The following is a 26,358-nucleotide window of genomic DNA, read 5'->3' on the forward strand; positions in this document are numbered from 1 at the left end:
AGGATGATCACCCGTGGCTTCCGCTACAAGCTGGAACCGCTGCCCGAGCAGGAGGCCCTGTTCCGCCAGTTCGCGGGCGTGTGCCGCCTCGTCTACAATCTCGGCTTGGAGCAGAAGGCGACTTGGGGGCGCAAGCATAACTTAGGGTACGTCGCTCAGGCCGCCGATCTGACGAAACTCCGCGCTGAGTTCGATTGGGTGCGCGCCGTCTACGTTTCGTGTCAACAACAGGCCCTACGCGACCTCGATCGCGCGTTCCAGAACTTCTTCGCGGGCCGGACTTCGTTCCCTCGCCCGCGCTGTCGCGGCGTAGACGATAGCTTCCGCTTCCCCGGCCGCGAGGTCGCGGTAAAGCGCCTAAACTGCAAGTGGAGCACAGTGCGCCTTCCAAAGATCGGCTGGGTGAAGTTCCGCGACACGCGTCCGATACGCGGTAAACTGAAGAATGTGACGGTCATCCTCGACGCTTTTGGCTGGCACATTGCGTTCACCTGCGAGATCGCGCACGATACGCCCGCACCATGCTCGGAGATCGTCGGCATCGACCGCGGCGTTACGACAACTCTGTCGCTGTCCACGGGTGAGATGCTGAGCCTGCCCGAAAGGCTCGCGCACATCGAGGCTCAGAAGCGGAAGCTCCAGCGCGTCGTCTCGCGGCGCAAGCGGAGCTCGAACCGCAGGCGCAGAGTCCAAGCTCGAGTCGCCCGACTTCAGGCGCGTCAGGCTCGCATCCGGCGGGATTTTCACCACCGCGCCGCACTCGGCATCGCCAAGCGCTTCGGTGTCGCGGTGCTTGAAGACCTGAACACGCGCAGCATGACGGCCAGCGCAAAGGGTACGCTTGCCGAGCCCGGTAGCAACGTTCGCCAAAAGGCCGGTCTTAACCGGGTGATCTTGAACGCGAGTTGGCATCAGTTTGCGACGATTTTGACCTACAAGATGGAGGAAAAGGGCGGACAGGTTGTGGCCGTGCCCGCCCGGTTTACGTCGCAGACTTGTGCGGCCTGCGGTGTGGTCGATTCGAGAAGCCGCGAGAGCCAAGCGCGCTTCATCTGTATCAGCTGTGGCCATACCGACCACGCCGACCGGAACGCAGCGATAATCATCCGACGGCGCTGGAACACAGCGTTACTGGACGTGGAGGGTGTGCACCAGCAGCCCCTTGAAGCGTCAACTGGACGAGATCTCACGATCTCCGAAAATCCCCGTCCTTCAGGTCGGGGAAGATGTTAAGTACTGCCCCCAGGTGATCGTCGGCCCTTCGTCGCCAGGACGTGCAGCCAGAGCAGGGTCGCGAGGCTGCCGATCGGGGTGAACTTCGGCCCGAGATCGCAGCCGATGACGTTGGCGTAGACCATGAGTTCGCGGGTCAGCGGCGTGAGGCCCGAAGCCTGCTGGATCGAGAGCGCCCCGATGAGGACGCTCGGCATGTTGTTCATCGCCGACGACAGGATCGCGGCGGCAAAGCCTGTCCCGATGGTGGCGACCCACGGACCGTGCCCGGCCAGCCAGACGAGGCCCCTGGCGAGTTCCTCGGTGAGGCCGGCGTTCCGCAGCCCGTAGACCACGAGGTACATGCCCAGGCTGAACAGCACGATCTGCCACGGCGCGCCGGTCAGCACCTTGCGGAGCGGGATGACGCCGCCGCGGTTCGCGAGCAGCAGGAGGAGGGTCGCGCCGGCACAGGTGACGACGGAGACCGGGACGCCGAACGGTGCGGTGACGAAGTAGGCGACGAGCAGGACGCCGAGCAGGGGGAAGGCCGCCCGGAACACGGTCCGATCCCGGATCGCCTCGGCCGGAGGCTCGAGTGCCTGGATCGGGTAGGATGTCGGCACGGACCGCCGGAAGTAGGCCCAGAGCACGACGAGAGTCGCGACCAGCGAGACGAGGTCCACCGGCACCATCACGGCGGCGTACCGGCCGAAGGTGACGTCGAAGTAGTTGGCCGAGACGATGTTCACGAGGTTCGAGATCACCAGCGGCAGGCTGGTGCTGTCGGCCACGAACCCGCAGGCGACGATGAAGGCGAGCGCCGCCGCTGGCGGGAAGTCCAGGCGCAGCAGGATCGCCAGCACGATCGGGGTCAGCAGCAGCGCCGCACCGTCGTTGGCGAACACGGCGGCGATGGCCGCGCCGAGCAGGATCACGAGCGGGAACAGCAGGCGGCCGCGCCCGCCACCCCAGCGCGCGACGTGCAGGGCCGCCCAGTGGAAGAACCCGGCCTCGTCGAGCGGGAGCGAGATGATGATCAGCGCCACGAACGTGAACGTCGCGTCCCAGACGATGTGCCAGACCACCGGGATGTCGCCGGGCTGGATGACGCCGGAGGCGAGCGCCACGGCCGCACCGGCGAGGGCGCTCCAGCCGATGCCGAGCCCCTTCGGCTGCCAGATGACGAGGACGAGGGTGACGAGGAAGATGGCGAGCGCGAGCATCGCGGCCGGATCCTGATGGCTGAGGGAGTAGGCGCGCGCCGATGCCGGCGGCCTGCCGGCAGGCCGCCCGGCTCGCGATCTCGTTCGAGGTGGATCAGGCGGTGGCGACGCGGCGACCGTGCTCGTCGACGACGCGCTCGCCGTCCTCCTTGACGAATTCGCCCTGCTGCACCGGCACGAGGTCGAGCACGGCCTCGGACGGCCGGCACAGACAAACGCCCTTGGGGCTGACGACCACGGGGCGGTTCAGGAGGATCGGATGCGCCTCGATCGCGTCGAGCAACTGCTCGTCGGTGAGCGCCGGATCGCCGAGGTTCAACGCGGCATAGGGCGTGCCCTTCTCGCGCAGGAACGCCCGCACCGTGGTCCCGGCGCGCCGCACGAGTTGGCGCACCATGGCCCGCGTCGGCGGCGTCTTCAGGTACTCGACCACGTGCGGTTCGACCCCGGCGTTGCGGATCATCGCCAGGGTGTTGCGGGAGGTGCCGCAATCCGGGTTGTGGTAGATGACGACGTCGAACGCTTCAGGCATGGGCGATCTCTCCGGTCGCGCAATCGCAGGTGGACAGGGCGGCGACCACGGGCGCGCACACGGCCGGGTGACCTTGGCAGCAATCGCGCATCAGGAAGGCGATCAGGTCCGACAGCGCCGGGTAAGCGGCGCTGTAGAGGATCGATCGCCCTTCGCGCCGCGAGGCGACGAGGCCCGCATGGCTGAGTTCCTTCAGGTGATGCGACACCGTCGCGGCCGAGACACCGACCGCATCGGCGAGGACACCCGAGGCCAAGCCCGCAGGACCGGCGGTCACGAGCGCGCGGACGAGGCGCAGGCGGTGCTCCTGCGCGAGGGCCGCGAACGCCGCGAGGGCTTGCCGTTCGTCCATGCGTGCTACAACATTCAAATGACAATTTGATTGTACAAGACAGGCCGATGGTGGACAAGCCCGAGCAACCCTTCCGGGACGGTATGCCGAACGTGAGCGCGGCGCATTTCGCGGTGCCGAACCGCGAGAGCGTTGCGACGACGACGCGGTTCACGCACCCGCCGCGGTTCCTGATCCTCTACGGATCGCTGCGCGAGCGCTCGTTCAGCCGCTTCCTCGCCTACGAGGCCGCGCGCTTGCTGGAGGCCATGGGCGGGGAGGTGCGGATCTACGACGCGGACGGTCTGCCGCTGCCGGACGACACGACCGCCGATCACCCGAAGGTGCAGGAACTCCGCAACCTCTCGATCTGGTCCGAAGGCCAGGTCTGGATATCACCGGAGCGGCACGGCAACCTGACCGGCGTGATGAAGAGCCAGATCGACTGGCTACCCCTGAGCGAGGGTTCGGTCCGACCGACGCAGGGGCGCACGCTGGCGGTCCTGCAGGTCTCAGGCGGCTCGCAGAGCTTCAACGCGGTCAACAGCCTGCGGATGCTGGGCCGCTGGATGCGGATGATCACCATCCCGAACCAGTCCTCGGTGCCGATGGCCTACAAGGAGTTCGACGAGGCCGGCCGGATGAAGCCGGGCCCGCTCTACGATCGCGTGGTCGACGTCTGCGAGGAACTGATGAAGTTCACGCTGCTCACCCGCGAGCGGGCCGATTATCTGGTCGACCGCTACAGCGAGCGGAAGGAGCGGGAGCCGGACCGGCTCAGGGCCGTGGCCGCCGACATCGGCTTCGTGAAGCGCTGACGCGGCGATTCACTGAGCATGCCGGCCTGGCTCAGGGCGGTCGCCGGACTCCGTCGGAGGTCCGGTTTCCCGCATCGTCTGCCGGAAGCCGTCGTGAGAGCGTCCGGCCGGAACCGATCGGCTCCGAAATGCAGCGGCCGTCTCCCGACCGGCCTGCAGCTCCTGCGATGCATCTGCGCAGATCTGGCTTGATGCTCGTACATCCGAAACCAGTCACTGCCCGTGTCTACCTTCGGGACCGCCTTGACGCACGCGGCGCCGTCCGCGAGCATTGAAGTCGCATCGAACCGCGGCAGAGCCCGCTGTCCCGACCGCTCCCACCGACGAGGTAAGGGGATGCCTCGATTGCAGATCCGGGCTCGGGATCGCGGCCGCGTGAGCAGCCGTCGTGTCGTCCTGGCTCTGCTTTGCATGACGCCGCTCGTCGGATCTCCAGCGCTTGCTCAGCGGCAGCGTGCTCCCAAGATCGGCGTTCTCTGGCACGCGGCCACTCCTCAGGACGAGGCGATCTATGCGGAACCCCTCAGGAAGGGTTTCCAGGATCTTGGTTATGTCGAAAACCGCGACTACAATCTGATAGAAACCTACGCAGCGGAGAAGCCTACGCAGCGGAGAAGTATGAGAACTTCGTTGCCAATGCTGATCAGCTGATCAAGGCGAAGGTCGACATCATCATAGCCGTGACGGGGCCTGCGACGGCGGCGGCCCAGCGCGCCACATCGACGACGCCCGTCGTCTTTTTAGTTGTGCCCGATCCCGTTGGCCGCGGATTCGCGAAAAGCCTCTCGCGACCGGGCGGAAATCTGACCGGCCTCTCAACAGCGGCTGTGGAACTGAGTTCGAAGCGCCTCGAACAATTGAGAGCTGCGATACCGGGCTTGAAGCGGGTCGGTTTGTTCGTGAACGCGAAGGACTCGTCCATGAGTCGCGCCGTCGAGGAGCGAACGCGATCGACTGCGACGAATCTCGACGTCCTCGTCGATGTGACCCAGATCGATGCACCCCAGGAACTGAGCGGCGCCTTTGCGGGACTGAGCAGCCGCTCCATCCCGGCCGTGGTGTTCATGCAAGACCCGCTGTTCTTCAACGAGCGTCGACAAATCGCAAACCTCGGTCTGTCCAACCGTATCGCCACGATGGTGGCGAACGGCCTCATGGTCAGAGACGGGTGCCTGATCTCCTACGGCCCCAACTTTCCCGCGCAGTTTCGACGGACCGCATCCTTCGTCGACAAGATCCTCAAGGGTCACAGTCCGGCCGAGATACCGATCGAGGAGCCTGCACGACTGGAGCTTGTCCTTAACCTGAAGACGGCCGAAGCACTCGGCCTCGAGATTCCGGCCGCTCTCCTCGCGCAGGCCGATGAGGTGATCGAGTAGGTTCACGCCGGGCTTTGCGGGTGGGCGCCTCGGGCACAAAGCTGGATGGCGGCTTGGAGGCAGCAACCCGACGAGAGCGTCTCGCCTCGAGCCGACCTTGCAGGCCGGCCGAAGAAGGCAGCGTCCGGGAAGCACCGCCGGCTGCCGGTACGGCAGGCATGGATCGGGGACGGGATGGCGGCCCTGGGGCGGATTCCCGACCGTCGGGTTCCGAGCGGCGTCGCGGTGAAGCGGGCGTCACCGCGACGCCGGCTCACGACCCATGGCGGAAGCCGGGAACGTCTGCGTGCGGGCCGCTCGGCGTTGCCGTGATCCGCGACGGAGGCGGGCGAATGGACGGTGGACCGCTTCCGGGCGCGATCCGAGGGGAGCAGACGCCGTATCCAACCGGATACAGCCGCCTGTCCGATCAAACGCGTCCGCTCAGGAGGCGCCGGTCGGCGGCACGGCGTCCCTGCCCGGCGCGGAAGCGGCGATCCGATCGAGAAAGGGCGCGGCAGCGCGGTCGGCAGCCCGCTCGATCGCGCGGTAATGGGCGATAAGGTCGGCGCCGAAGGGCGACAGGCGCGCACCTCCACCCGCCTTGCCGCCGATCTGCGCCTCCACCACAGGTCGCCCAAAGCCGGTGTTCATCGCCTCGATCAACAGCCATGCCCGGCGATAGGACATCCCGAGCGCCCGCCCGGCGGCTGAAATCGAACCCTGCTCGGCGATCATCTCCAGGAGTTGCACCTTGCCTGGGCCGATACGGTTGCCGGGGCCGACATCGATCCTGATGCTCAGGCTTGCCACCTAGCGATCCCCCCTCGCGCCATGCTGTGGGCTACCGCGCCGCACCCTCCGGGGTCCAGGGGCGTCGCGATCACCTCTTCCCCGCGGCATATTTCGCTCGCTATAGCGGGGCCGACACATCCGTCGCCGGGGACCGCGTCACGCATGCGCAGCCTGATCCGTACCGGCCTCGTCGCCGCCCTGCTCCTCGCCGCTGGAGTGGCGCAGGCGGCCGACACCGTAACGGTGTTCGCCGCGGCCAGCCTCAAGAACGCCCTGGACAATGCGGGCAAGGCTTTTACCTCGCAGACCGGCGTGGAACTCAGGGCGAGCTACGCGGCATCCTCGGCCCTCGCCCGCCAGATCGAGAGCGGCGCACCCGCGGACCTCTTCGCCTCGGCCGATCTGGACTGGATGGACTACCTCGCCAAGACGAATCTCATTCGCCCTGACACCCGGGTGAACCTGCTCGGCAACCGCCTCGTTCTGATCGCGCCGAGCGACGCGAAGGAGAGCGCCGTGGCCTTCACTCCGGAAGCGTTCGCGGCGGCGCTGGGGCCGGACGGTCGGCTCGCCACCGGCGAGGTCAACTCGGTGCCGATCGGCAAATACGCGAAGGTTGCGTTCGAGAAGCTCGGCCTGTGGGGCAGCATCCAGCCTCGTCTGGCTCAGAGCGACAACGTACGGGCGGCCCTGATGCTGGTCTCGCGCGGCGAGGCGCCGCTCGGCGTCGTCTACGAGAGCGACGCGAAGTCGGATCCGACCGTGAAGGTCGTGGGCGTGTTCCCGGCGGACAGCCACCCCCCCGTGGTGTACCCGTTCGCCGTCACCGCGGACGCCAGGGGCGCGGGTGCGAAGCGGTTCCTGGAGTACCTCCGGAGCCCGGCGGCCAAGCCCTTTTTCGAGGCCGAGGGTTTCCGCGTCATCGACGGCGGCAAGGACTAACCGGCTCCGAGCGCCCGAGGACGACGGATATCGGGACGATCGGTGCGCGCGCCGATCGTCCCGGACCCCGTGGCCGCGATCGGGAAGGGCGCCCCTACGGCGCAGGCCAAGATCGAGACCATGCCGGGGCGGGTCGTCACCGCAGCCGTCGCCGACGAGGCGGTCGACAGTCTGACGCTCGTCGTCGGTCCGGGCCACGCCGGGATCAGGGCGTCCGACGCCATGCCGCGCCCGAGAACCCCGCTGAGCCGTCGCTCATCGGCCAGCGGGACGACGGCCAGCACCACGAGAGAGCCATCGGAAATGTATCGCGTGGACGGGGGATTAAAAGAGCGTCCGATCCGTTCATCTTGCCCCGGCGGATACATGACACTGTCATCGCCTCCGCGAACCCAGCATCGCGCGATACCGTCTCCGAATAGATTTGATCTCAGCCACATCCACACCGAGGTGTGACTTTGCGGATACATGAGTTCGGAGCGTTCTCGTCTAATCATCGTCGCGATTCGGGACACAGACGGGGGACGACCGTGATCAGAAATCTGCTCGGCATGTTCGTGGCGTGCACTGCGTTGACCGGTGCCGCATCCGCGGCCGACCTGCCGCGCCGCGCCGCTCCGCCGCCGGTGTTCACCCCCGTCTCGGTGTTCACCTGGACCGGCGCCTACTTCGGTATCAACGCCGGCTACGCCTACACCGAGGCGGACACGATCCGGACCGTCGGCATCGGCGCGCTGCAGAACAACGTGAACAACCTGCTGCGCAGCCCGGCCGTCCGCCTGTCGCAGGACGGCTTCTCCGCCGGCGGCCAGGTCGGCTACAACTACCAGTTCACCGCGGGCTCCGGCATCGTCGTCGGCGTCGAGGCTGATGCCCAGTACATGGATCTGCAGCGCACCGGCGTGCAGTCGATCTTCCGCCCCGCCTTCAACCCGAACGTCCTGACCAACACCTACCGGACGGATCTGAGCTTCCTCGGTACCGTGCGCGGACGCGTGGGCTACGCCTTCGACCGCGTCTTCGTGTACGGCACCGGCGGCTTCGCCTACGGCGACGTGACCCAGCGGGTCGGCTTCCAGACGGCGGCGCCGCTGACCTACTTCGGCAGCCGCTCGCGGATGGACACCGGCTACGCCTACGGCGGCGGCATCGAGTACGCCCTGCCCACGGACTCGTTCCTGAACTTCTTCCGGTCGAATGCCGTGACGATCAAGGCCGAGTACCTGCGCTACGACCTCGGCAGCCACAACCTGCTGGTCGGATCCGTCGGCGGCCCGGGTGTCGGCTACATCTCCCGCTTCCGGACCGAGGGCGGCATCGCCCGCGCCGGCCTGAACTTCAAGTTCGGCTCGTACTGAGATCGGTCGCGCTTCGCCCGGCCCTGTGCCGCGGACGTGGCGGCGGGCGAGGCGCGTCGGTCCTGTCCTTCGCCCCGTGACGGACGACGGGGCGCACTGGTCGACCTTGGCATCCCCCGCCCGGTCGACCTGGCCGTGCGGGTGTCGACGCCCCGGACGCACCTGCGCCTGGGGCGTTCTTCCATGGCTCGGCGGCCCCGCAACCTGCAGATCGTCGCCCCGCAGAGCGGGCCGGGCCTCGACGCCGACCCGACCGCCGGGTTCCGTCCGACCCCGGCAGCCGGTTTCGGTTCGGTGCGCGGATCGCGTCCGCCGGCCGGTGTCGCCGCCGCCGAGGAGGCGATGGATCTACCAGGCCTGGACGGCCTGACCGCCGAAGATGGTCGGCGTCGGCAGGTCGAAGATGAAGTAGGGGTTGAGGCTTGGCGGCTTGCCGGCCGCGTCCAGCCGTTCCTGCTGGTCGGCGCTCAACGCCACCTCGAGGGCGGCGACGTTCTGCTCCAGCTGCTCGGGTCGGCTCGCGCCGACGAGCACCGACGAGACGCCGGGCCGCCGGGCGACCCAAGCCAACGCGACCTGCGCCATGGGCCTTCCGACCTCCGCCGCGACCGCCCGCAGCACGTCCACCACCGCGAAATTGGCCTCCGTGAACAGCAGGCCGCCGAACGGGTTGTCGCCGTTCAGCCGCCCGTCGCTGCCGCCCTGAGGCGTCTCGCCGGTCCGATCCGGGAGCGAACCCGCCCCGCCGGACTTGGCCAGCATCCCGCGCCCGTACTTGCCCGTCAGCAGGCCCGCGGCCAGGGGGCTCCACGGCACCAAGCCCATCCCGAGCGCCTTGCCGGCGGGGAGGACGTCGAGCTCCACGCCCCGGTCGACCAGGGAGTAGGCGTATTGCAGCCCGACCGGCTCCGGCAGGCCGTGCGCCCGCGCCAACGTGGCGATCTGCGCCGCGTACCACGCCGGGGCGTTCGAGAAGCCGTAATAGAGGATGTCGCCGCGGGCGACGGCGTCGGTCAGGGCGCGCAGCACCTCCTCGGGCGGCGTGGTCCGGTCCCAGACGTGGGTCCAGTACAGGTCGATCCAGTCGGTGCGGAGCCGCCGCAGGGAGCCCTCCAGGCCGGCGCGGATGTTGCGGGCGCTGTTGCCGCCCGCGAGCGGCGTGCCCTGCGCGCGGGAAAAGCCGGACTTCGTCGCGATGACCAGACGGTCGCGCAGCCCGCGCTCCGCGACCCGCGCGCCGAGCATCGTCTCGCTCTCGCCGCCGGAATAGACATCCGCGGTGTCGATGAAGTTGCCGCCGGCCTCGACGTAGCAGTCGAGGATCGCCGCCGAGACCGCCGCGTCGCTGCCCCAGCGGCCCGCGCCGAAGGTCATGGTGCCGAGCGCCAGCGGGCTCACCGCCAGGCCCGAGCGCCCCAGGGTTCGATAATGCGTCAGGTCCATCGCCGCGCCTCTCTGTTGAGGCTCTAGGGGTAATCCGCCACAGGCGCCGCGATTAGCCGCTATGATCGGCATGGGTTTTTGAGTTCGGCTCAGGAATGCGGCGCAGCACCCTCGATGACCTGGCGGCCTTCGCGGCGGTGGCACGCCATCGCAGTTTCACGCGGGCGGCGGCCGAGATCGGCGTGTCGGCCTCCGCCCTCAGCCACACCATGCGGGGGTTGGAGGAACGGTACGGCGTGCGCCTCCTGGCTCGCACCACCCGCAGCGTCGCCCCGACCCCGGCCGGCGAGCGGCTGCTCAGGTCCCTGGGGCCTGCCCTCGACGAGGTCGCACGGGGCCTCGACGCCCTGGCCGATTGGCGCGGCGTGCCCTCGGGCCGCTTGCGCCTGACGACGTTCGCCTACGCCGCACGCACCGTCCTCGAACCGCGGCTGCCCCGATTCCTGATCGACCACCCCGCGGTCTCGGTGGAGGTGGTCGTCGACGACCGACTGACCGACATCGTCGCGGCGGGGTTCGATGCCGGCATCCGCTTCGGCGAGACGGTCGAGCGGGACATGGTCGCGGTCCGGGTCGGACCGGACCTGCGTACGGTGGTCGTCGGCACGCCCGCGTATTTCGCCCGCTATCCTCGCCCCGCAACGCCCGCCGACCTGGAGGCGCATCGCTGCGTGAATTACCGCCTCGTCGGCGGGGGCGGCCTGCTGCCCTGGGAGTTCGCCCGCGACGGGCGCGAGATCCGGGTCCGCGCGGGCGGGCAGTTAATCGCTAACGATGGGGGCCTCGCTGCGGCAGCCGTGCGGGCCGGGGCGGGGCTCGGCTACCTGCTGGAGGACGAGGTCGCCGACGACCTCTCGGCCGGGCGGCTCGTCCAGGTGCTGGACCCCTGGTGTCCCCTGTTCCCGGGCTGCCACCTGTACTACCCCGACCGGCAGGTCACCCCGGCCCTCCGAAGCCTGATCGAAGTCCTGCGCTGGAGGGATCCGGCGGCACGGGTTGGCGCCGCGCCGCCGGATCCCGCCTGAGGCGCGCCCCGCTACAGGCGGAGCCAGACCCGCGCGACCGCGGCAGCGCAATCGCGATGGCTGCGTGGCCCGCGACCGGGCGGGCCGGCCACGTGCTCCACCTCGGCCACGCCACGGGGCCGTCCGCCTGGTCGCGGCGCAACATCACCTTCAGGTCGCAGGCGCGCCCCGGGAGGGAATGGATCGGCTCGCGCTCACAGGACGCGAGGTCCGGTCCCCGGCACCGGTTAAGGGGCGTTCAGCCGGCCCACCGGCCCGCGACGCCGTTCGCGGGCGACGGTCCGGCCACGGATCGGACATCGTCCCGACCGACGAGCCCGGCGGGGCGGGCGGTCCGCGTGAGGACAGCCTGTGCCGGGGCTCGCGGCGTCCCCCGGCGATGCCGTGGCGGTGACATCGGGATGCCCGGGGCGCGCGGTGCCGCCCCGGGGCCGACGGATCACGCCTTGCCGGTGACCTTGTCGGCGACGTGCTTGGCGCCGTCCTTGACGTCGCCGGTCGCCTTCTGGGCGTCGCCCTTGAGTTCCTGAGCCTTGCCTTCGGCCTTGAGCTTGTCGTTGTCGGTGGCGCTGCCGACGCCCTGCTTCACGGTGCCGACGGCCTCGTTGGCCAGGCCCTTGATCTTGTCGGTCGTGCTGCTCATGGCGGTTCTCCTTCGCGACTTGGCGCGACCTGGGCGGCCCCGCGATCAGGAACGGCGTCTGCCCGGGCCTCGTTCCCCGCGCCCGGTCCCGGGAGACGGGGCCGAGGCGTGGCGAGGCCGGCCGGTCGACGACCGCACCGGCATCCCGCGGAGGGCCCTAGCGCCGGCCACGCGCGGGCGGAGACGTTGGCGCCGGCGCAGGCGGGGTCCTGTCCTGCTGCACCAACCGGCGCGGGAGTTCCCGGAGGAGGCCCGTGCGTCGGTAGGGCGACATCTTCCGCCATGCCCGGATCTCCGGGACCGTACGGCCACACCCCACGCACCATCCGTTTCGGCCGTCGAACCGGCAGACGGAGATGCAAGGGTCGTCCTTCGCCATGTTACGGGCTCTCTGACGGGCGCGCGTTTTCGCCTCGACACACGATAGGGTACCCCCCTATATATCATTCCGGAAGCGGAAGCCGCCCCATGGCTCACACGATCAAGGAAAAGACCAAGCTCCTGGCGCGGGTGCGCCGGATCAAGGGTCAGGCGGAAGCCGTCGAGCGGGCCCTGGAGGCCGAGCTCGGGTGCAGCGACGTCCTGATGCTGGTCGCCTCGATGCGTGGAGCCATCAACGGGCTGACCGCCGAGCTGATGGAAGACCACATCCGCCACCACGTCGTGAACCCGGACGCCGAGCCCGACGCCGAGCGCGCCCGTGGCGCGGCCGAGCTGATCGAGGTGGTGCGGACCTACCTGAAATGACGGGCGCCGATGACCTCCTTGCCTGACCTGCTTCAGCAGGGGACCGCACATGCCTGGCTGTTCGTGCCGAGCGCGATCCTGCTCGGCGCCCTGCACGGCCTGGAGCCGGGCCACTCGAAGACGATGATGGCCGCCTTCATCATCGCGGTCCGGGGCACGGTCACGCAGGCGGTGCTGCTGGGGCTCGCCGCCACGCTCTCGCACACCGCTGTCGTGTGGCTCATCGCGCTGGGCGGGCAGTATCTCGGCCAGGAATGGGGCGGCGCGGCGAGCGAGCCGTACTTCCAGCTCGCCTCCGCGGTCGTCATCGTCGGCATCGCGCTCTGGATGGCGTGGCGCACATGGCGCGCGCAGCACCACGACCATCACCACCGTCACGACGCGGCGAGGCGCGTCGCGACCGAAGCCGGGATCCTGACGCTGGAGCTGTTCGAGGACGGCGTGCCGCCGCGCTGGCGGGTGCGGGCGGAGGGGGGCGCGCTGCCGGCCGCCGGGGCGACGACCCTCGAGACGGTCCGGCCCGATGGCGGTCGGCAGACATTCGCCTTCGCGACCGGGGACGACCTCCTGGAAAGCCTGGAGACCGTCCCGGAGCCGCACGCCTTCACGGCGCGTCTACACCTGGAGGGGCCGGCCGGAGCCGAGACCCATGAGCTTGCCTTCGAAGAGCACGACCACGACCATGGACACATGAACCTGGGCGACGAGGACGACGCCCATGCCAGGGCGCATGCCGAGGACATCCGCCGCCGCTTCACGGGCCGGCCGGTGACGACCGCTCAGATCGTGCTGTTCGGCCTGACCGGCGGCCTGATCCCGTGCCCGGCGGCCATCACGGTCCTGCTCCTCTGCATCCAGCTCAAGCAGTTCAGCCTGGGCTTCGCACTCGTCGTCTGCTTCAGCATCGGCTTGGCGCTCACGATGGTCTCGGCCGGCGTGATCGCGGCGCTCAGCGTCAAGCACGTCGCCGCGCGATGGTCCGGTTTCGGCGGCTTCGCCCGCCAGGCGCCCTACGCCTCGGCCGCCCTGATCGTCTTGGTCGGCCTCTACACGGGCTGGCTCGGCTGGGAAGGCCTCCACCATCCTGCGGCCACGCAGGCGGACAGGGCGTCGAGCTTGGCGGGTTGAGCGATCGTTCTCCTCGACGGCTGGGTCCCCGGCATCGCCCCTCCGACGCACGGCCGAGAGCCGGTCGAACCCGGTGCGCACGACCTGTTCCCCGTGATTGCGGCGGGCCATCCGCGAGCTTGACCACATGGAACACCAGGATCTCCTGGCTGGCTCCGTCCGGCGGCACATCCTCCACCACGCGGCCGCGGGCGATCTCTACGGCCAGCGGATGATCGAGGAACCGGGTCGCCGCGGCTACAAGCCCGGCGCCGGGGGGACCTGACCTCACGGACGGAACGGACCGGCCGCAGCCAGTCGCGGATCGACCGCGCGACGCCGTCGGGCGGCGATGCCCGCGCCCTGGCGCGCGAAGGGATGCGCGGGCCGTTCCACGAGGTGCCGCCGCGCGAGGGACCCGACCGCCACGGCACCGCGCGTCGGCGACAAGGGCCGTCCCTCACGACGGGGCAGGCCGCGTCCCTCGCCCCGCCCGAGAGGCTGAGGTGGCCGGCATCCACCCGAGGTGAAGCCGGCCTGAACGGCGGCCGGGGCCGCCGGCGCGGCGCGACCGCCGGCCGTAATGGGTGACCTTCTCCGGTCAGAGCAGGGTCAGGGCGACGCCGCCCAGGGCCGTGAGCGCGACGACGATCCACGGCGGGACCCGACCGACCGTGAGCAGCACGAAGGCCAGCACGGCCACCGCGAAATCGCGGGGGGTGCCGACCGCGCTGGTCCAGACGGGATCGTAGAGCGCGGACCCGAGGATGCCGACCACCGCCGCGTTGGTGCCGCGCATCCCCGCCTGAGCCAGCGGACGCGTCCGGAACGCGTCCCAGTAGGGCAGCATGCCGTAGACCAGCAGCAACCCCGGGAGGAAGATCGCCACGAGCGCGATGGCCGAGCCCACCACCCCGTGGGGCGCCGGCCCGGCGACGGCCCCGAGATAGGCCGCGAAGGTGAACAGCGGGCCGGGCACGGCCTGGGTCGCGCCGTAGCCGGCGAGGAAGGTGCCGGAGCCGACCCAGCCCGGGGCGACCACCTCGGCCTGCAGCAGCGGCAGCACCACGTGGCCGCCGCCGAACACCAGGGCGCCGGAGCGATAGAAGGCGTCGAACAGTGCCGGGGCCTGGGCGTGCAGGCCGGCGACGAGCATGTGAGGCACGACGAGGAGCAGGGCGAAGGCGATCAGCGCCGCAGCCCCTGCCCGACGGGACACCGGGAACGCGAGGTGTCCGGCTTGACCCGGCGGCGCCGCGCGGCAGAGGGCGAGGCCGGCGACGGCGCCGAGGACGATGGCGGCGAGCTGCCCGACCGAGCCGGCCACGAACACGGTGAGGAACAACGCCGCCACCGCGATGCCGGCGCGCGGCCGGTCCGGCGCCAGGGATCGGGCCATGCCCCACACCGCCTGCGCGACCACGGCGACGGCGACGAGCTTCAATCCGTGGATCGCGCCGTCGGCGACAGGGCCGGACAGCGCGGCGGCGCCGTACGCGAAGGCGAGCAGCAGCAGGGCCGACGGGAGGGTGAACCCGGCCCAGGCGGCGAGGCCGCCGGGAAGCCCGCCAGCACGGAAGACGCCCAGCGAGAACCCGACCTGGCTGGAGGCCGGCCCGGGCAGGAACTGGCAGAGCGCCACCAGGTCGGCATAGCCGCGCTCGTCGAGCCATCGGCGTCGGGTGACCAGCTCGTCGCGGAAGTAGCCGAGATGCGCGATCGGGCCGCCGAACGCGGTCAGGCCGAGCTTGAGGAAGGCCAGGAACACTTCGCCGGCGGAGCCGGGAGGGCCTGCGGAGGCCTCGCCGGCAGGCCTCGCCTCAGCGGTCGGGGGAGCATCGGCCATGGTCCGTCTCGGTCCGTCGTGGCAGGCGGAGGTGGGGTCGCGAGCGTCCAGGGTTCGGCGTCCCTCGCAGGACGGCCTCCCCCGGCGCCCCATCGAGCGCCGGTCCGGCCTTGCTGTCGCAGCCGCCTGGATCGGTGAGCCTTCCTGCGGTATCGGGTTTCGATATCGAGGACGAGGGGCCGGGACAAGGCGCCCTCGCAGGCCCGTCCCGCCCCGTCGCGACAAGGACGCCACGATGCCCGTCCGCAGGCCTCACCCGGACCGTCGCGAGGTCCTTGGCCAGCTCCTTGGCGCTAGCGGAGCCGCGGCGCTCGGCCTCGCGATCCCGCCGGTTTCCGGCCGCGCCGCGGAGGCGCGCGCGGACCACATCCTCCGGATCGCGCCGGTCTCGCACGAGATCGCCCCCGGCAAGGTCATCCGCACGACCGCCTACAACGGCGCCGTCCCGGGGCCCGTCCTGCGCCTGAAGGAGGGTGAGCCGGTCCGCATCAACGTCGTCAACGACAGCGGCTATCCCAACCTCGTCCACTGGCACGGGTTGCACCTCCCGCCCGAGCAGGACAGCGCGAGCGAGGAAGGCTCGCCCATCATCGCGCCGGGCGGGTCGCTGGTCTACGCGTTCACGCCGAAACCCTCCGGTACGCGCTGGTACCACAGCCACGCCATGGCCATGGAGGACCTGACCCGGAGCACCTACTCGGGCGAGTTCGGCTTCCTGATCGTGGAGCCGGCGGCGGGCGACCCCGGCCGCTACGACCGCGAGGTTCTCCTGGCGTCCCACACCTGGGAAGGCCACTGGGTCAGCATGCAGGACCTGCAGAAGGGGCCGCCGCCGGACAACGGCCTGGAGGCGATGTACCGCTCGGCGACGCTGGGCGACCGGATGCTCGGCCACGGCGAGCCCGTCCGGGTCCGCGAGGGCGAGCGGGTGCTGTTCCGCATCCTCAACGCCAACGCGAGCATGGGCATCTCGCTCGCCCTGCCTGGTCACCGATTCCAGGTGGTCGCGCTCGACGGCAACCCGGTGCCGGTCCAGGCCGCCGTCGAGGTGCTCAAGCTCGACGCGGCGGAGCGCGCCGACGTCATTATCGAGATGAACAACCCCGGCGTCTGGGTGCTCGGCTCGACCAAGGACGACGAGCGCGGCATGGGCATGGGCATGGGCGTGGTCGTCGAGTACGCGAACCGGCGGGGCGAACCGCAATGGGTCCAGCCGCAGCGGGACGACTGGCGCTATGCCGCCTTCGCCCGGGCCGGGGCGGCGGCCGCGCCGGACGAGACCATCGCCCTGCGGTTCGAGAAGATCCCCGGGGGCCGCGGCGGCTACAACCGCTGGACGATCAACGGCAAGTCCTGGCCCGACACCGATCCGCTGTTCACGGTGCAGCGGGGCAAGCGCTACCGCCTGGTCATGGACAACCACAGCGGCGACGAGCACCCGGTGCACATCCACCGCCACACGTTCGAGGTCACGAAGGTCGGCGACCAGCCCATGTCGGGGCTGATGAAGGACACGATCAGCCTGCCGCGCTTCTCGAAGGCGGAGATCGACCTCGTCGCCGACGACCCCGGCGCGACCTTCTTCCACTGCCACCATCAGGACCACATGGACCAGGGCTTCGCGGGGCTGATCCGCTACGTGTGAGCCCGGCGAACCTGGGCGCGGCGCCGCCCCCGGACGGGACGCCCCGGCGACGCGACGGCGCCGGAGAACGCGGCGGCCCAGATCCTTGAGGCTCCACGGATCCGGGGGTCTTGACCTTCCAGCGGTGGGAAGCCCCATCGCGTCGGGACGGTATCCGCAGGAGAGCGTCATGGTCCGCGTCAAGGTCGACAAGATGGGGTGCGGAGGCTGCGCCAGAGCCGTGACCGAGGCCGTTCAGGCCATCGAACCCGGCGCCCGGGTGCAGGTCGACCTGGGGACCAAGCTCGTGACCGTGTCGGGCGCCGCCGGACCGGCCGGGAGGATCGCCCACGCCATCGCGGAGGCGGGCTACCCGGCGGAGCCACTGCCCGCCGCCGCCTGAAGCCGCGGAGCGGAAACCGAACCGGCCTTCCCGGATGCACGTCCGATCCGCGGACATGGTCCTGCCCCCCGAACCGGTGTAGACCCTCCCCATGAACCTCGACCGGCAGACCCTGCGCCTGATGGCGGCCGTGATCCTCGCGATCATCGCCTACGTCGCGCCGTCCGCCGTCCAGGCCCACGAGGGCCATGGGCATCACGGCCATCACGTGATGGCGGCGCGGCCGAAGGTGGTCCCCCCCACGGCCGTGCCGGCCAAGCCGGCGGTCACCGCCGGGGCGCCCGCGTGGTCCAGGGTCGCGCTCGCCACCGTCGAGGCGGCGCGCATCGAGCCGACCGAGGACGGTTGCTGCCGTCCGGGCTGCAGGACCCGCTGCTGCGGGACGATGACCTGCTGCGCCACCGGCGTCCTCGCCGGGCCCTACGCCCTGTCGCCGTCCCTGTTCCGGGCCGTCACGCTGATCCCGCGCGTCGTCGTCGGCCGCGCCGGCAGCGGCCCCGAGGCCCTGCCCGAGCCCCCACGAACCCGCGCGTGAGATGAGGCGCGCCTGAGGCGCGCGACGCCCGAGGTGCGCCCGTCCGTGGCCGCGCCCGGCATCCCCACCGCGAGGATACCGTTCCCATGTCGATCCGTCCTGCCGCCGCCCTCGGCGCGGTGGCGCTGCTGGCCGCCGTGCTGGCCGGGCCCGCGCGCGCCCACGAGGGCCACGACCACGGCGCCGGCCAGCCGCCCGTCTCGAAGACCATCGCCCCGCGCGGCGAGGCCCTCACCGAGGCCTTCGAGCTCGTCGCCGTCCCGCGCGACGGCATCCTGACCCTGTTCCTCGACCGCTTCCGGACGAACGAACCGGTGACCGGCGCGACGGTCGAGGTCGAGACGCCCGAGGGTCCGAGGACAGCGACCGCCACGCCCGAGGGCGGCTACGCGCTGCCGGCCCCGTGGCTGTCGAAGCCCGGGCGGCACGCGTTTACCGCCACCGTCACGGCGGGCGAGGACGTCGACATCCTCGCAGTCGCGGTCACCGTCCCGGGCGGAAAGGCGACGGCGTCTACCGACCCGACGGCTTCCTCGGCAGCGTCGATGCAGGCCGTGACGTCGCGCGTCTCGACGATCGCCCGCGGCATCCGCGAGCGCCTCGGCGAGAAGGACCCGGCCCTCTTCGGCGCGGTCGCCGTCGCCTTCCTGCTCGGCATGCTCACGACCGGGCTCGCCCGGGGCCGCCGCAGCGTCCCGGCGGTGGCGCTCGCTGCCATCGGCATCACCCTCGTGCTGGGCACCGCCGCCTTCGCGCACGGCGCCGAGGATCATGGCGCCGAGCATCATGGCGCCCCCGTGCAGGGGGCCGCGCTGGCCGAGCCGCGGCCGGGCGCGCCCGCGGCGTCGGACCTCGCGCAGCGCCTGCCCGACGGTTCGGTGTTCGTGCCGAAGCCGACGCAGCGCCTGCTGGTCCTGCGCACCACCGTGACCGAGGCGGGCATCTTCCACCGCTCGGTCGCGCTGCCCGGCCGCATCATCCCGGACCCGAACGCCAGCGGCGTCGTGCAATCCTCGGTCGGTGGTCGGCTGGCGCCGCCGCCGCCGGGCCCGTTCCCCCGCCTCGGCACGCGGGTGCGCAAGGGCGAGGTCCTGGCGACCGTCACGCCGCCGATCCAGGCGGTCGACGCCTCGGACATGCGGCAGACCCAAGGCGACCTCGACCAGCAGATCTCCATCGTCGAGCGCCGGGTCGACCGCTACAAGCGCCTCGCCACGACCGCCGCGGTGCCCCAGAGCCAGCTTGAGGACGCGGTCGCCGAACTGAAGGGCCTGCAGGACCGCCGCGCGGCCCTCGACAAGATCCGGCAACAGCCCGAGCCCCTGGTGGCGCCGGTCGACGGCGTCGTCGCGCAGGCTGCGGCGGTGGCCGGGCAGATGGCCAGCCCCGGGCAGATGGTGTTCCAGGTCGTCGACCCGAATCGCCTCTGGGTCGAGGCGCTGAGCTTCGACGCCCTGACGCCCGCGCAGGACGCCACGGCGCGGCTCGCCGACGGCCGCACCCTCAAGCTCGCCTACCAGGGCTCGGGCCTCGCCGACCGCAACCAGGCCATCCCGGTGCAGTTCGCCGTCCAGGGCGACGCCTCCGGCCTGCGGGTCGGGCAGTTCGTCACCGTGCTCGCCGGTACCGACACGGAGCAGACCGGGCTGGCGCTGCCGCGCGCGGCGGTCGTGCGCGCCGGCAACGGGCAGGACGTCGTCTACGAGCACACCTCCGCCGAGCGCTTCGAGGCGCGGCCGGTCCGGATCGAGCCCCTCGACGGCGGCCGCGTCCTCATCGCCGAAGGGGTCGGACCGGGCAAGCGGGTCGTGACCCAGGGCGCCGAGCTCCTCGATCAGGTCCGCTGAGGAGGCCGCCGATGTTCACGTTCCTCGTCGGCCGGTCGGTCCGCAACCGCCTGCTCGTCCTCGCGCTCGCCGCGGTGCTGGTGCTCTACGGCGCCTTCACCGCCGTCAGGCTGCCCGTCGACGTCTTCCCCGACCTCAACAGGCCGACCGTCACCGTCATGACGGAGGCGGAGGGCTACGCCCCCCCGGAGGTCGAGCAACTCGTCACCTACCCCATCGAGACCCGGATGAACGGGCTGCCGGGCGTCACCCGGGTGCGCTCGGTCTCGGGCGTGGGCCTGTCCATCACCTACGTCGAGTTCGACTGGGGCACCGACATCTACCGGAACCGGCAGCAGGTCGCGGAGCGCCTCGCCCTGGTGCAGGACCAGCTTCCGCGTGGCGTCACGCCGGTGATGGGGCCCATCTCCTCCATCATGGGCCAGATCCTGCTGGTGGCGGTCACGAGCGACACCGCGACCCCCATGCAGGTGCGCGAGGCCGCCGACTTCACCGTCCGGCCGCGGCTGCTCACCATCCCGGGCGTCGCGCAGGTCATCCCGATCGGGGGCGAGGTGCGCCAGTTCCGGGTCAGCCCGAATCCGGCGGCGATGCGCGCGCTCGGGGTGACGAACGCCCAGCTGGAGACCGCGCTCGCCCAGTTCGGCACCAACGCCGGCGGCGGCTTCACCGACCAGAACGCGCGCGAGTACCTGATCCGGAACATCGGCCGGACCATGAGCCTCGACGACCTGCGCAACCTCGTGGTCGCGACCGTCAACGAGGCGCCCGTGTCCCTGCGGCAGGTCGCCGAGGTCTCCTTCGCCGCGAAGGTGAAACGCGGCGACGCCGGCTACAGGGCCAAGCCCGCCGTCATCGTCTCGGTCGAGAAGCAGCCGGACGTCGACACGGTGCGGCTCACCCGCAGCATCGAGGCCGCCCTGACGGCGATGGGCCCGGCCCTGCCGGCGGGCATCCGGGCCGACCAGGTCCTGTTCCGTCAGGCCGACTTCATCGAGACCTCGATCCGCAACGTCGAGCGCGTCCTCGTCGAAGCCGTGCTGGTGGTGGCGGTGGTGCTGTTCGCCTTCCTGCTGAACGTGCGCACCACGGCCATCTCGCTGCTGGCCATCCCGGTCTCGGTGCTGACGACCGCGGTGGTGTTCCACCTGTTCGGACTGTCCATCAACACGATGACGCTCGGGGGGCTGGCCATCGCCATGGGCGAGCTCGTCGACGACGCGGTCGTGGACGTCGAGAACATCCACCGCCGGCTCGGCGAGAACCGACGGGCCGGCAACCCGAGGAGCGTGTTCCAGGTGGTGGTGGAGGCCTCGAACGAGGTCCGCTCGGGCATCGTCTACGCCACGCTCATCATCATCCTGGTGTTCGTGCCGCTCTTCGCCCTGTCGGGTATCGAGGGCCGGCTCTTCGCCCCGCTGGGGCAGGCCTACATCATCTCGATCCTGGCGAGCCTGCTCACCTCCATCACCCTGACCCCGGCGCTGGCCTCCCTGCTGCTGCCGGGGCTCAGGCACCCGGCGGCGCCCGACAGCCGCCTCCTGACGCTGCTCAAGCGCGGCAACGCCGCCCTGCTGCGGGTCGCGTTCCGGCACCAGGGCCTGCTGGTCGGCACGGTCGCGGGCGCGGTGGCCGCCGCAGGCGTGGCGGCCTGGACCCTGCCGCGGGCCTTCCTGCCGCCGTTCAACGAGGGCTCGTTCACGGTCAACATGACCTTCAACCCCGGCATCTCGCTCGCCGAGAGCAACCGGGTCGGGCTGATCGCCGAGACGCTGCTCCTCGGCATCCCGGGCGTGAAGGCGGTGGGCCGCCGCACCGGCCGGGCCGAGCTCGACGAGCATGCCGAGGGCGTCCATTCCTCGGAGATCGAGGTGGCCCTCGACCCGGGTACCGAGCGACACAAGGCGGCCCTGGTCGCCGATATCCGCGGACGCCTGGCGGCCCTGCCGGTGGCGGTCAACGTCGGCCAGCCGATCTCGCACCGACTCGACCACATGCTGTCGGGCGTGCGCGCCGAGATCGCGCTGAAGGTGTACGGGGAGGACCTCGACGCCCTGCGGCGGGTCGCGAATGCCCTGCGCGACCGGATGGCGGCGATCCCGGGGCTCACCGACCTGCAGGTCGAGCGGCAGGCGCGCATCCCGCAGCTGGAGGTCCGCGTCGACTATACCCGGGCGGCCCTCTACGGGGTGCAGCCGGCCGCAATCGTCGAGCAGATCAGCCGCCTCTCGAATGGGCGCGTGGTCTCGACGGTCGTCGACGGCGTGCGCCGCTTCGACGTGGTGCTGCGCCTGTCCGAGGACCGCCGGACCACCGCGGGCCTGGGCGACCTGCTCCTGGAGACGCCCTCGGGCTGGGTGCCGGCGCGCCAGGTCGCCGACATCCGCGAGACCGACGGCCCGAACCAGATCCTGCGCGAGAACGCCCGGCGCCGCATCGTGGTCCAGGCCAACACCGACGGCGCGAGCGATATCGGCACCGTCGTGGCCGCCATCCGCCAGGCCGTGGCGACCGAGCCCCTGCCGCCGGGCTTCTTCACCAGCCTGGAGGGCACGTTCCAGGCGCAGGAGGAGGCGAGCCGGACCATCGCGGCGTTGTCCGGCCTGTCCCTGGCGCTCGTCTTCGCCCTCCTGTTCAGCCGCTACCGCTCGGCCGGGCTGGCGCTCATCATCATGGGCAACGTGCCGCTCGCCCTGATCGGTTCGGTGGCGGCCCTGTGGCTCGTCGGCCAGCCGCTCTCGGTGGCGTCGATGATCGGCTTCATCACGCTGACCGGCATCGCGGCGCGCAACGGCATCCTGAAGATCAGCCACATCCTGAACCTGTCGCTGCACGAGGGGGTGCCGTTCGGGCCCGACCTCGTGCAGCGCGGCAGCCTGGAGCGCCTCACCCCGGTGCTGATGACGGCGCTGTCGGCGGGCATGGCGCTGGCGCCGCTGCTCCACGACGCCGCGAGCCCCGGCAAGGAGATCCTGCACCCGGTGGCGGTGACGATCTTCGGCGGCCTCGTCAGCGCGACGCTGCTCGACACCGTCCTGACCCCCGTCCTGTTCCTGCGCTTCGGTGCCCGGCCCCTGGAGCGGCTGCGCGCCCTGCAGGCCGGGGCGCCGGCCCATCCATCCCCGGACGGCGCGCCCCCGCGCCCGGCCGAGGCCTACTGATCCCAGAGGAGATACGAGCGTGATCCTACCGAGAGTGACCCTGGCCGCCGGCCTGCTCGCCGCCACCGCCGCCTCCGCGCACGAAACCGCCGGCCGGCACGGCGGCCGGGTGACGGACGCCGGCACGTTCCACGTCGAGCTCGTCGCCAGGGGCGAGACCGTCGACGTGTTCCTGTCCGACGAAGGCCAGAGGCCGATCCCGGCAGCCGGCTTCAAGGGCACCGCCATCCTCGTCGTCGGCGGCAAGCCGACCCGGGTCCCGCTGGAGCCCGCTGACGGCAACCGCCTCACCGGCAAGGCCGCGACGGCGCTGGGTGCCGGCCCGAGGGGCGCCGTGCAGCTCACCGGTCCGGACGGCGGGACCGCCAGCGGCACGTTCCACTGATCCCCGTCGAGAAAGGACGACCCATGACGCACCTCCGCCGCACGCGCCTCCGCACCACGCACCTGCGCATCCTCGCCGCCGCCCTGCTGTCGACCGGGCTGGCCGGCGCCGCCCGCGCGCAGGGCCTGCACGACCACGGCTCCATGTCCGCGAAGGAGAGGGGCTCGATGAAGCCGGACCTGAAGGACGACGTCTCGTCGCGGGCGTTCAAGGCCGCCGACACGGCGATGATGAAGGACATGGACGTCCCCTACACCGGCGACCCCGACGTCGACTTCCGCACGCACATGATCCCGCACCACAAGGGCGCGGTCGCCATGGCCGAAATCGCCCTGAAGCACGCCAAGGATCCCGCCACCACGGCGATGGCCCGGAAGATCATCGACGATCAGACCGCGGAGATCTCCGCCATGGAGGCGTGGCTGAAGCGGCACGGGAAGTAGCCGTCGCCTCCGGGACCGCCGGCCGGGGCGGTCCCGGACCGCTTCCCCGATGCAGGTCCCGACCGCGCAGGAGACCGACATGCAAGACGCCCGCAGGGCCACCCTCTACCGGATGGTCACCCCCGAACACACCTGTCCCTACGGCCTGAAGGCCAAGGATCTCCTCGAACGCCAGGGCTGCGCGGTCGAGGACCACCTCCTGACCACCCGCGAGGCGACCGACCGCTTCAAGGCCGAGCACCAAGTCAAGTCGACGCCGCAGACCTTCATCGGCGGCGCGCGCGTCGGCGGCTTCGACGACCTGCAGCGCCACTTCGGCAAGGCCGCCGACGCCCCGAACGAACCGACGTACACGCCCGTCATCGCGGTGTTCTCGATGACGGCGCTGATGGCCCTGGCGGCGAGTTACGCCGCCGACGGCACGCCGCTGACGATGCGTGCGGCCGAGTGGTTCATCGCATTCAGCATGTGCGTGCTCGCCCTCCTGAAGCTTCAGGATGTCGAGTCCTTCTCCTCGATGTTCCTCGGCTACGACCTGCTCGGCCAGCGCTGGGTCCGCTACGCCTACGCCTACCCGTTCCTCGAAGGCATCGCCGGTATCCTGATGGTGGCGGGGTCCCTGAACTGGCTGTCCATTCCGGTGGCCCTGTTCATCGGCACGGTGGGGGCGGTCTCGGTGTTCAAGGCGGTCTACGTGGACAAGCGCGACATCGCGTGGGCCTGCGTCGGCGGGTCGAGCAAGGTGCCGCTCGGCTTCGTCTCGCTCACCGAGAACGTGATGATGGTCGCCATGGCCGTCTGGATGCTGGCGGTACACCGCTGAGGGCGCTCGTCGCGCCCTTCGCTCGGACCGCCTTCCCGGCATCCGTTTGGCATCCGCGCGCGTTTGAAACACCGAACGATCCGGCGGGCGCGCCCGGACCCGCCGAGACGAACCGGAGACGAGCCATGAGTGACGGCTACCCCTCGATGACGGCCCTCCTGGGTCTTCTCGCCCTCGCCGGCTACCAGAACAAGGACAAGCTCGCGGAGCTTCTGGGCGGGTCCGGACAGGGCGCCCCCGCTCCGGCCGGAGCTCCGACGGCGTCCGCGGGCGGACTCGGGGGCCTCCTGGGTGGCCTCCTCGGCAACCAGCGCGCCGCGGCCCCTGGCGGGTTCCTGAACAACGGCCTCGGCGAGATGCTGGAACGCTTCCATCAAGCCGGCCACGGGGCCGCAGCGCAGTCCTGGGTCAACCAGGGGCCCAACCAGGAGATCGCGCCGCAGCACCTGGAACACGCCATAGGGCCCGACGTGATGGCCGCCCTGACGCAACGCACCGGCCTTTCGCGCGAGGAGCTGCTCTCCCGGCTCTCCAAGGAGCTTCCGCAGGCCGTCGACCGCTACACGCCGGACGGTCGGATGCCGGCCTAGCCGGGCACGTCCGAGGCCGGTCGGTGACGCGCCCAGCCGCTCCATCGACGGCCACCTCCCCGTTGCGGCGCCGCGCACGGCCATCGCGCGTCGTCCGGCGCCAGGCCTGACCCACAGACGGACCGTGGTCGTCGATACGCGGCCGAGGCGGTCGGACGGTCCTGACCGAGCCCGGGCGGGTCGGTTCGCGGGGTCGACGCGGCGCTCCCGACGACCGCGCCCAGGCTGACCGCGTCAGGAAGACGCTTCCGGTCGAGGACGTAGATCCGATGGCGTTCGAGGCCTTCGCCGATGGTGCGGCCGAGCTGCCCCGCGGTCATCGAACAGGTCAACAAGGCCGGCCACCTGCGCCCTGCACCCGGCTTCCTGAGCCCGCGCGGTTCGAGGAGTCACAGGCCCCGCACACCGTCGCGACCGCCGCCGGACCGTGCCCACCCACAGGCGCCCCCTCTGGATCGGCGTCCAGTACAGCACCTTGACGTCCCCCCGTCGCTTTGGTCCGGCCTGAGTGCGAGTTTTCCGGTTTTGTGAGACCCTGATGGGAGGAGCAGAGCCGTGAAGAAGAGCAGGTTCACCGAGGAGCAGATCGCCTTCGCGCTGAAGCAGGCCGAGACTGGGACACCGGTCGCGGAGGTGCTGCGCCGGATGGGCATCTCCGAACAGACATTTTACCGCTGGAAGAAGCTCTATGGCGGGCTCGGCACGGGCGAGCTACGTCGGCTGAAGCAGCTTGAGGAGGAGAACCGCAAGCTCAAGCAGCTCGTGGCCGATCTGAGCCTCGACAAGCACATCCTGCAGGACGTGCTCGCAAAAAAGCTCTGACGCCTGCTCGGCGACGCGAGCTCGTGCACCAGGTTCAGGTGGCGCACGGGGTGAGTGAGCGGCGCGGCTGCGTCGCGCTCGGCGTAGGCCGGTCGGGCGTCCGCTACCGCTCGACCAAACCCGATCAGGCACCGCTGCGGATGCGCATCTGCGATCTGGCCAAGAGCCGGGTGCGCTACGGTGACGTTCGGATCTACATTCTCCTGCGCCGGGAAGGCTGGCGGGTGAGTCACAAGAGAGTCCACCGCCTCTACAGGGATGAGGGCCTGAGCCTGCGGCTCAAGCGGCCGCGCCGGCACGTCAGTGCGGCACACCGTGAGCGTCAGCCTGCGGCACTCCGGC

Annotated in this window: 26 protein-coding genes and 2 pseudogenes; 20 read left to right on the top strand and 8 right to left on the bottom strand. The window is 70.7% G+C overall.

Going from position 1 to position 26,358, the window contains the following annotated elements; translation table 11 throughout:
• Positions 1-3 precede the first annotated feature (3 nt).
• Positions 4-1,233 (top strand): RNA-guided endonuclease InsQ/TnpB family protein, encoded by a 1,230-nt coding sequence (locus MFF58_RS21730; protein WP_238291051.1) that lies wholly within the window; start codon positions 4-6, stop codon positions 1,231-1,233.
• On the opposite strand, the pseudogene MFF58_RS21735 reads toward MFF58_RS21730, so the two are convergent.
• From MFF58_RS21735 to MFF58_RS21745, 3 genes and pseudogenes are all read right to left on the bottom strand, one after another.
• A pseudogene (locus MFF58_RS21735) lies at positions 1,231-2,438 on the bottom strand (arsenic transporter); the annotation flags it as partial. The gene MFF58_RS21730 and the pseudogene MFF58_RS21735 overlap by 3 nt on opposite strands.
• Before the next feature lie 94 nt (positions 2,439-2,532).
• Positions 2,533-2,970 carry an arsenate reductase (glutaredoxin) gene (gene arsC, locus MFF58_RS21740; protein ID WP_238291053.1) on the bottom strand — a complete coding sequence of 146 codons (438 nt, stop codon included), beginning with the start codon at positions 2,968-2,970 and terminating at the stop codon, positions 2,533-2,535.
• Entirely contained in the window at positions 2,963-3,322 is a 360-nt protein-coding gene (locus MFF58_RS21745) for an ArsR/SmtB family transcription factor (RefSeq protein ID WP_238291054.1), read from the bottom strand. The genes arsC and MFF58_RS21745 overlap by 8 nt, the downstream gene beginning before the upstream one ends.
• Positions 3,323-3,372: 50 nt before the next feature.
• On the opposite strand from MFF58_RS21745, the gene arsH reads away from it, so the two are divergent.
• The 3 genes from arsH to MFF58_RS21760 all read left to right on the top strand — a co-directional run bounded on the left by arsH (position 3,373) and on the right by MFF58_RS21760 (position 5,498).
• Positions 3,373-4,119 (top strand): arsenical resistance protein ArsH, encoded by a 747-nt coding sequence (arsH, locus tag MFF58_RS21750; protein WP_238291078.1) that lies wholly within the window; start codon positions 3,373-3,375, stop codon positions 4,117-4,119.
• A 375-nt stretch (positions 4,120-4,494) separates the two neighbouring features.
• On the top strand, positions 4,495-4,770 hold the full coding sequence (locus MFF58_RS21755) for a hypothetical protein (protein ID WP_238291081.1): 276 nt from the start codon (positions 4,495-4,497) through the stop codon (positions 4,768-4,770).
• Positions 4,770-5,498, top strand: a complete 729-nt coding sequence (locus MFF58_RS21760; protein ID WP_238291079.1) for an ABC transporter substrate-binding protein — start codon at positions 4,770-4,772, stop codon at positions 5,496-5,498. The genes MFF58_RS21755 and MFF58_RS21760 overlap by 1 nt, the downstream gene beginning before the upstream one ends.
• 423 nt (positions 5,499-5,921) lie before the next feature.
• Here MFF58_RS21760 and MFF58_RS21765 read toward each other — a convergent pair whose 3' ends face one another.
• Positions 5,922-6,290 carry a winged helix-turn-helix domain-containing protein gene (locus MFF58_RS21765; protein ID WP_238291055.1) on the bottom strand — a complete coding sequence of 123 codons (369 nt, stop codon included), beginning with the start codon at positions 6,288-6,290 and terminating at the stop codon, positions 5,922-5,924.
• A 144-nt stretch (positions 6,291-6,434) separates the two neighbouring features.
• On the opposite strand from MFF58_RS21765, the gene modA reads away from it, so the two are divergent.
• The gene (gene modA / locus MFF58_RS21770) at positions 6,435-7,214 is read left to right on the top strand and encodes a molybdate ABC transporter substrate-binding protein (protein ID WP_238291056.1); all 780 of its coding nucleotides are present in this window, start codon (positions 6,435-6,437) and stop codon (positions 7,212-7,214) included.
• Positions 7,215-7,765: 551 nt separating this feature from the next.
• Positions 7,766-8,572 carry an outer membrane protein gene (locus MFF58_RS21775; protein ID WP_238291080.1) on the top strand — a complete coding sequence of 269 codons (807 nt, stop codon included), beginning with the start codon at positions 7,766-7,768 and terminating at the stop codon, positions 8,570-8,572.
• Positions 8,573-8,920: 348 nt separating this feature from the next.
• Here MFF58_RS21775 and MFF58_RS21780 read toward each other — a convergent pair whose 3' ends face one another.
• Positions 8,921-10,015, bottom strand: a complete 1,095-nt coding sequence (locus tag MFF58_RS21780; protein WP_238291057.1) for an aldo/keto reductase — start codon at positions 10,013-10,015, stop codon at positions 8,921-8,923.
• Between the two features lie 95 nt (positions 10,016-10,110).
• Here MFF58_RS21780 and MFF58_RS21785 point away from each other — a divergent pair, with 95 nt between their 5' ends.
• Positions 10,111-11,040, top strand: coding sequence for a LysR family transcriptional regulator (locus MFF58_RS21785; protein ID WP_238291058.1), 930 nt, complete (start codon positions 10,111-10,113; stop codon positions 11,038-11,040).
• A gap of 439 nt (positions 11,041-11,479) precedes the next feature.
• Here the strand turns inward: MFF58_RS21785 and MFF58_RS21790 are convergent, their stop codons facing one another.
• The gene (locus MFF58_RS21790; protein WP_238291059.1) at positions 11,480-11,683 is read right to left on the bottom strand and encodes a CsbD family protein; all 204 of its coding nucleotides are present in this window, start codon (positions 11,681-11,683) and stop codon (positions 11,480-11,482) included.
• 157 nt (positions 11,684-11,840) lie between these two features.
• Complete coding sequence (locus MFF58_RS21795) at positions 11,841-12,062, bottom strand: DUF1289 domain-containing protein (protein ID WP_238291060.1); 222 nt, start codon at positions 12,060-12,062, stop codon at positions 11,841-11,843.
• Between the two features lie 89 nt (positions 12,063-12,151).
• Here MFF58_RS21795 and MFF58_RS21800 point away from each other — a divergent pair, with 89 nt between their 5' ends.
• The 3 genes from MFF58_RS21800 to MFF58_RS21810 all read left to right on the top strand — a co-directional run bounded on the left by MFF58_RS21800 (position 12,152) and on the right by MFF58_RS21810 (position 13,823).
• On the top strand, positions 12,152-12,430 hold the full coding sequence (locus MFF58_RS21800; protein WP_238291062.1) for a metal/formaldehyde-sensitive transcriptional repressor: 279 nt from the start codon (positions 12,152-12,154) through the stop codon (positions 12,428-12,430).
• A gap of 9 nt (positions 12,431-12,439) precedes the next feature.
• Positions 12,440-13,558, top strand: a complete 1,119-nt coding sequence (locus tag MFF58_RS21805; RefSeq protein WP_238291064.1) for a nickel/cobalt efflux transporter — start codon at positions 12,440-12,442, stop codon at positions 13,556-13,558.
• Positions 13,559-13,685: 127 nt separating this feature from the next.
• Positions 13,686-13,823: a hypothetical protein gene (locus tag MFF58_RS21810; protein WP_238291065.1), complete on the top strand. Its 138-nt coding sequence runs from the start codon at positions 13,686-13,688 to the stop codon at positions 13,821-13,823.
• Positions 13,824-14,138: 315 nt separating this feature from the next.
• Here the strand turns inward: MFF58_RS21810 and chrA are convergent, their stop codons facing one another.
• Positions 14,139-15,383 (bottom strand): chromate efflux transporter, encoded by a 1,245-nt coding sequence (chrA, locus tag MFF58_RS21815; RefSeq protein ID WP_238291066.1) that lies wholly within the window; start codon positions 15,381-15,383, stop codon positions 14,139-14,141.
• 235 nt (positions 15,384-15,618) lie between these two features.
• On the opposite strand from chrA, the gene MFF58_RS21820 reads away from it, so the two are divergent.
• The 10 genes and pseudogenes from MFF58_RS21820 to MFF58_RS21865 all read left to right on the top strand — a co-directional run.
• Positions 15,619-17,028 (top strand): multicopper oxidase family protein, encoded by a 1,410-nt coding sequence (locus MFF58_RS21820; protein ID WP_238291067.1) that lies wholly within the window; start codon positions 15,619-15,621, stop codon positions 17,026-17,028.
• A 169-nt stretch (positions 17,029-17,197) separates the two neighbouring features.
• Complete coding sequence (locus MFF58_RS21825; RefSeq protein ID WP_238291068.1) at positions 17,198-17,410, top strand: heavy-metal-associated domain-containing protein; 213 nt, start codon at positions 17,198-17,200, stop codon at positions 17,408-17,410.
• Positions 17,411-17,501: 91 nt separating this feature from the next.
• Positions 17,502-17,945, top strand: a complete 444-nt coding sequence (locus MFF58_RS21830; protein ID WP_238291069.1) for a hypothetical protein — start codon at positions 17,502-17,504, stop codon at positions 17,943-17,945.
• Between the two features lie 86 nt (positions 17,946-18,031).
• The gene (locus tag MFF58_RS21835) at positions 18,032-19,792 is read left to right on the top strand and encodes an efflux RND transporter periplasmic adaptor subunit (protein ID WP_238291070.1); all 1,761 of its coding nucleotides are present in this window, start codon (positions 18,032-18,034) and stop codon (positions 19,790-19,792) included.
• Between the two features lie 11 nt (positions 19,793-19,803).
• Complete coding sequence (locus MFF58_RS21840; protein WP_238291071.1) at positions 19,804-22,953, top strand: efflux RND transporter permease subunit; 3,150 nt, start codon at positions 19,804-19,806, stop codon at positions 22,951-22,953.
• Positions 22,954-22,972: 19 nt separating this feature from the next.
• A complete protein-coding gene (locus MFF58_RS21845; protein WP_238291072.1) occupies positions 22,973-23,338 on the top strand; it encodes a hypothetical protein in 366 nt (121 codons plus the stop codon).
• 23 nt (positions 23,339-23,361) lie between these two features.
• Positions 23,362-23,781 (top strand): CopM family metallochaperone, encoded by a 420-nt coding sequence (gene copM / locus MFF58_RS21850; protein ID WP_238291074.1) that lies wholly within the window; start codon positions 23,362-23,364, stop codon positions 23,779-23,781.
• Positions 23,782-23,860: 79 nt separating this feature from the next.
• The gene (locus tag MFF58_RS21855; RefSeq protein WP_238291075.1) at positions 23,861-24,604 is read left to right on the top strand and encodes a MauE/DoxX family redox-associated membrane protein; all 744 of its coding nucleotides are present in this window, start codon (positions 23,861-23,863) and stop codon (positions 24,602-24,604) included.
• 125 nt (positions 24,605-24,729) lie between these two features.
• Positions 24,730-25,194, top strand: coding sequence for a YidB family protein (locus MFF58_RS21860; RefSeq protein WP_238291076.1), 465 nt, complete (start codon positions 24,730-24,732; stop codon positions 25,192-25,194).
• A 555-nt stretch (positions 25,195-25,749) separates the two neighbouring features.
• Positions 25,750-26,358, top strand: a pseudogene (locus MFF58_RS21865) (transposase); the annotation flags it as partial.

Source organism: Methylobacterium longum, from assembly GCF_022179385.1.
In the GTDB taxonomy this organism is placed as follows: domain Bacteria; phylum Pseudomonadota; class Alphaproteobacteria; order Rhizobiales; family Beijerinckiaceae; genus Methylobacterium; species Methylobacterium longum.

Coding starts and splice junctions, on each gene's coding strand:
- MFF58_RS21830 (WP_238291069.1), top strand. CDS start 17,502: ATGAACCTCGACCGGCAGACCCTGCGCCTGATGGCGGCCGTGATCCTC.
- MFF58_RS21860 (WP_238291076.1), top strand. CDS start 24,730: ATGAGTGACGGCTACCCCTCGATGACGGCCCTCCTGGGTCTTCTCGCC.
- arsC (WP_238291053.1), bottom strand. CDS start 2,970: ATGCCTGAAGCGTTCGACGTCGTCATCTACCACAACCCGGATTGCGGC.
- MFF58_RS21820 (WP_238291067.1), top strand. CDS start 15,619: ATGCCCGTCCGCAGGCCTCACCCGGACCGTCGCGAGGTCCTTGGCCAG.
- MFF58_RS21780 (WP_238291057.1), bottom strand. CDS start 10,015: ATGGACCTGACGCATTATCGAACCCTGGGGCGCTCGGGCCTGGCGGTG.
- MFF58_RS21745 (WP_238291054.1), bottom strand. CDS start 3,322: ATGGACGAACGGCAAGCCCTCGCGGCGTTCGCGGCCCTCGCGCAGGAG.
- MFF58_RS21790 (WP_238291059.1), bottom strand. CDS start 11,683: ATGAGCAGCACGACCGACAAGATCAAGGGCCTGGCCAACGAGGCCGTC.
- MFF58_RS21835 (WP_238291070.1), top strand. CDS start 18,032: ATGTCGATCCGTCCTGCCGCCGCCCTCGGCGCGGTGGCGCTGCTGGCC.
- MFF58_RS21785 (WP_238291058.1), top strand. CDS start 10,111: ATGCGGCGCAGCACCCTCGATGACCTGGCGGCCTTCGCGGCGGTGGCA.
- MFF58_RS21825 (WP_238291068.1), top strand. CDS start 17,198: ATGGTCCGCGTCAAGGTCGACAAGATGGGGTGCGGAGGCTGCGCCAGA.
- MFF58_RS21855 (WP_238291075.1), top strand. CDS start 23,861: ATGCAAGACGCCCGCAGGGCCACCCTCTACCGGATGGTCACCCCCGAA.
- modA (WP_238291056.1), top strand. CDS start 6,435: ATGCGCAGCCTGATCCGTACCGGCCTCGTCGCCGCCCTGCTCCTCGCC.
- MFF58_RS21730 (WP_238291051.1), top strand. CDS start 4: ATGATCACCCGTGGCTTCCGCTACAAGCTGGAACCGCTGCCCGAGCAG.
- MFF58_RS21775 (WP_238291080.1), top strand. CDS start 7,766: ATGTTCGTGGCGTGCACTGCGTTGACCGGTGCCGCATCCGCGGCCGAC.
- MFF58_RS21795 (WP_238291060.1), bottom strand. CDS start 12,062: ATGGCGAAGGACGACCCTTGCATCTCCGTCTGCCGGTTCGACGGCCGA.
- copM (WP_238291074.1), top strand. CDS start 23,362: ATGACGCACCTCCGCCGCACGCGCCTCCGCACCACGCACCTGCGCATC.
- MFF58_RS21810 (WP_238291065.1), top strand. CDS start 13,686: ATGGAACACCAGGATCTCCTGGCTGGCTCCGTCCGGCGGCACATCCTC.
- MFF58_RS21805 (WP_238291064.1), top strand. CDS start 12,440: ATGACCTCCTTGCCTGACCTGCTTCAGCAGGGGACCGCACATGCCTGG.
- MFF58_RS21800 (WP_238291062.1), top strand. CDS start 12,152: ATGGCTCACACGATCAAGGAAAAGACCAAGCTCCTGGCGCGGGTGCGC.
- MFF58_RS21840 (WP_238291071.1), top strand. CDS start 19,804: ATGTTCACGTTCCTCGTCGGCCGGTCGGTCCGCAACCGCCTGCTCGTC.
- chrA (WP_238291066.1), bottom strand. CDS start 15,383: ATGGCCGATGCTCCCCCGACCGCTGAGGCGAGGCCTGCCGGCGAGGCC.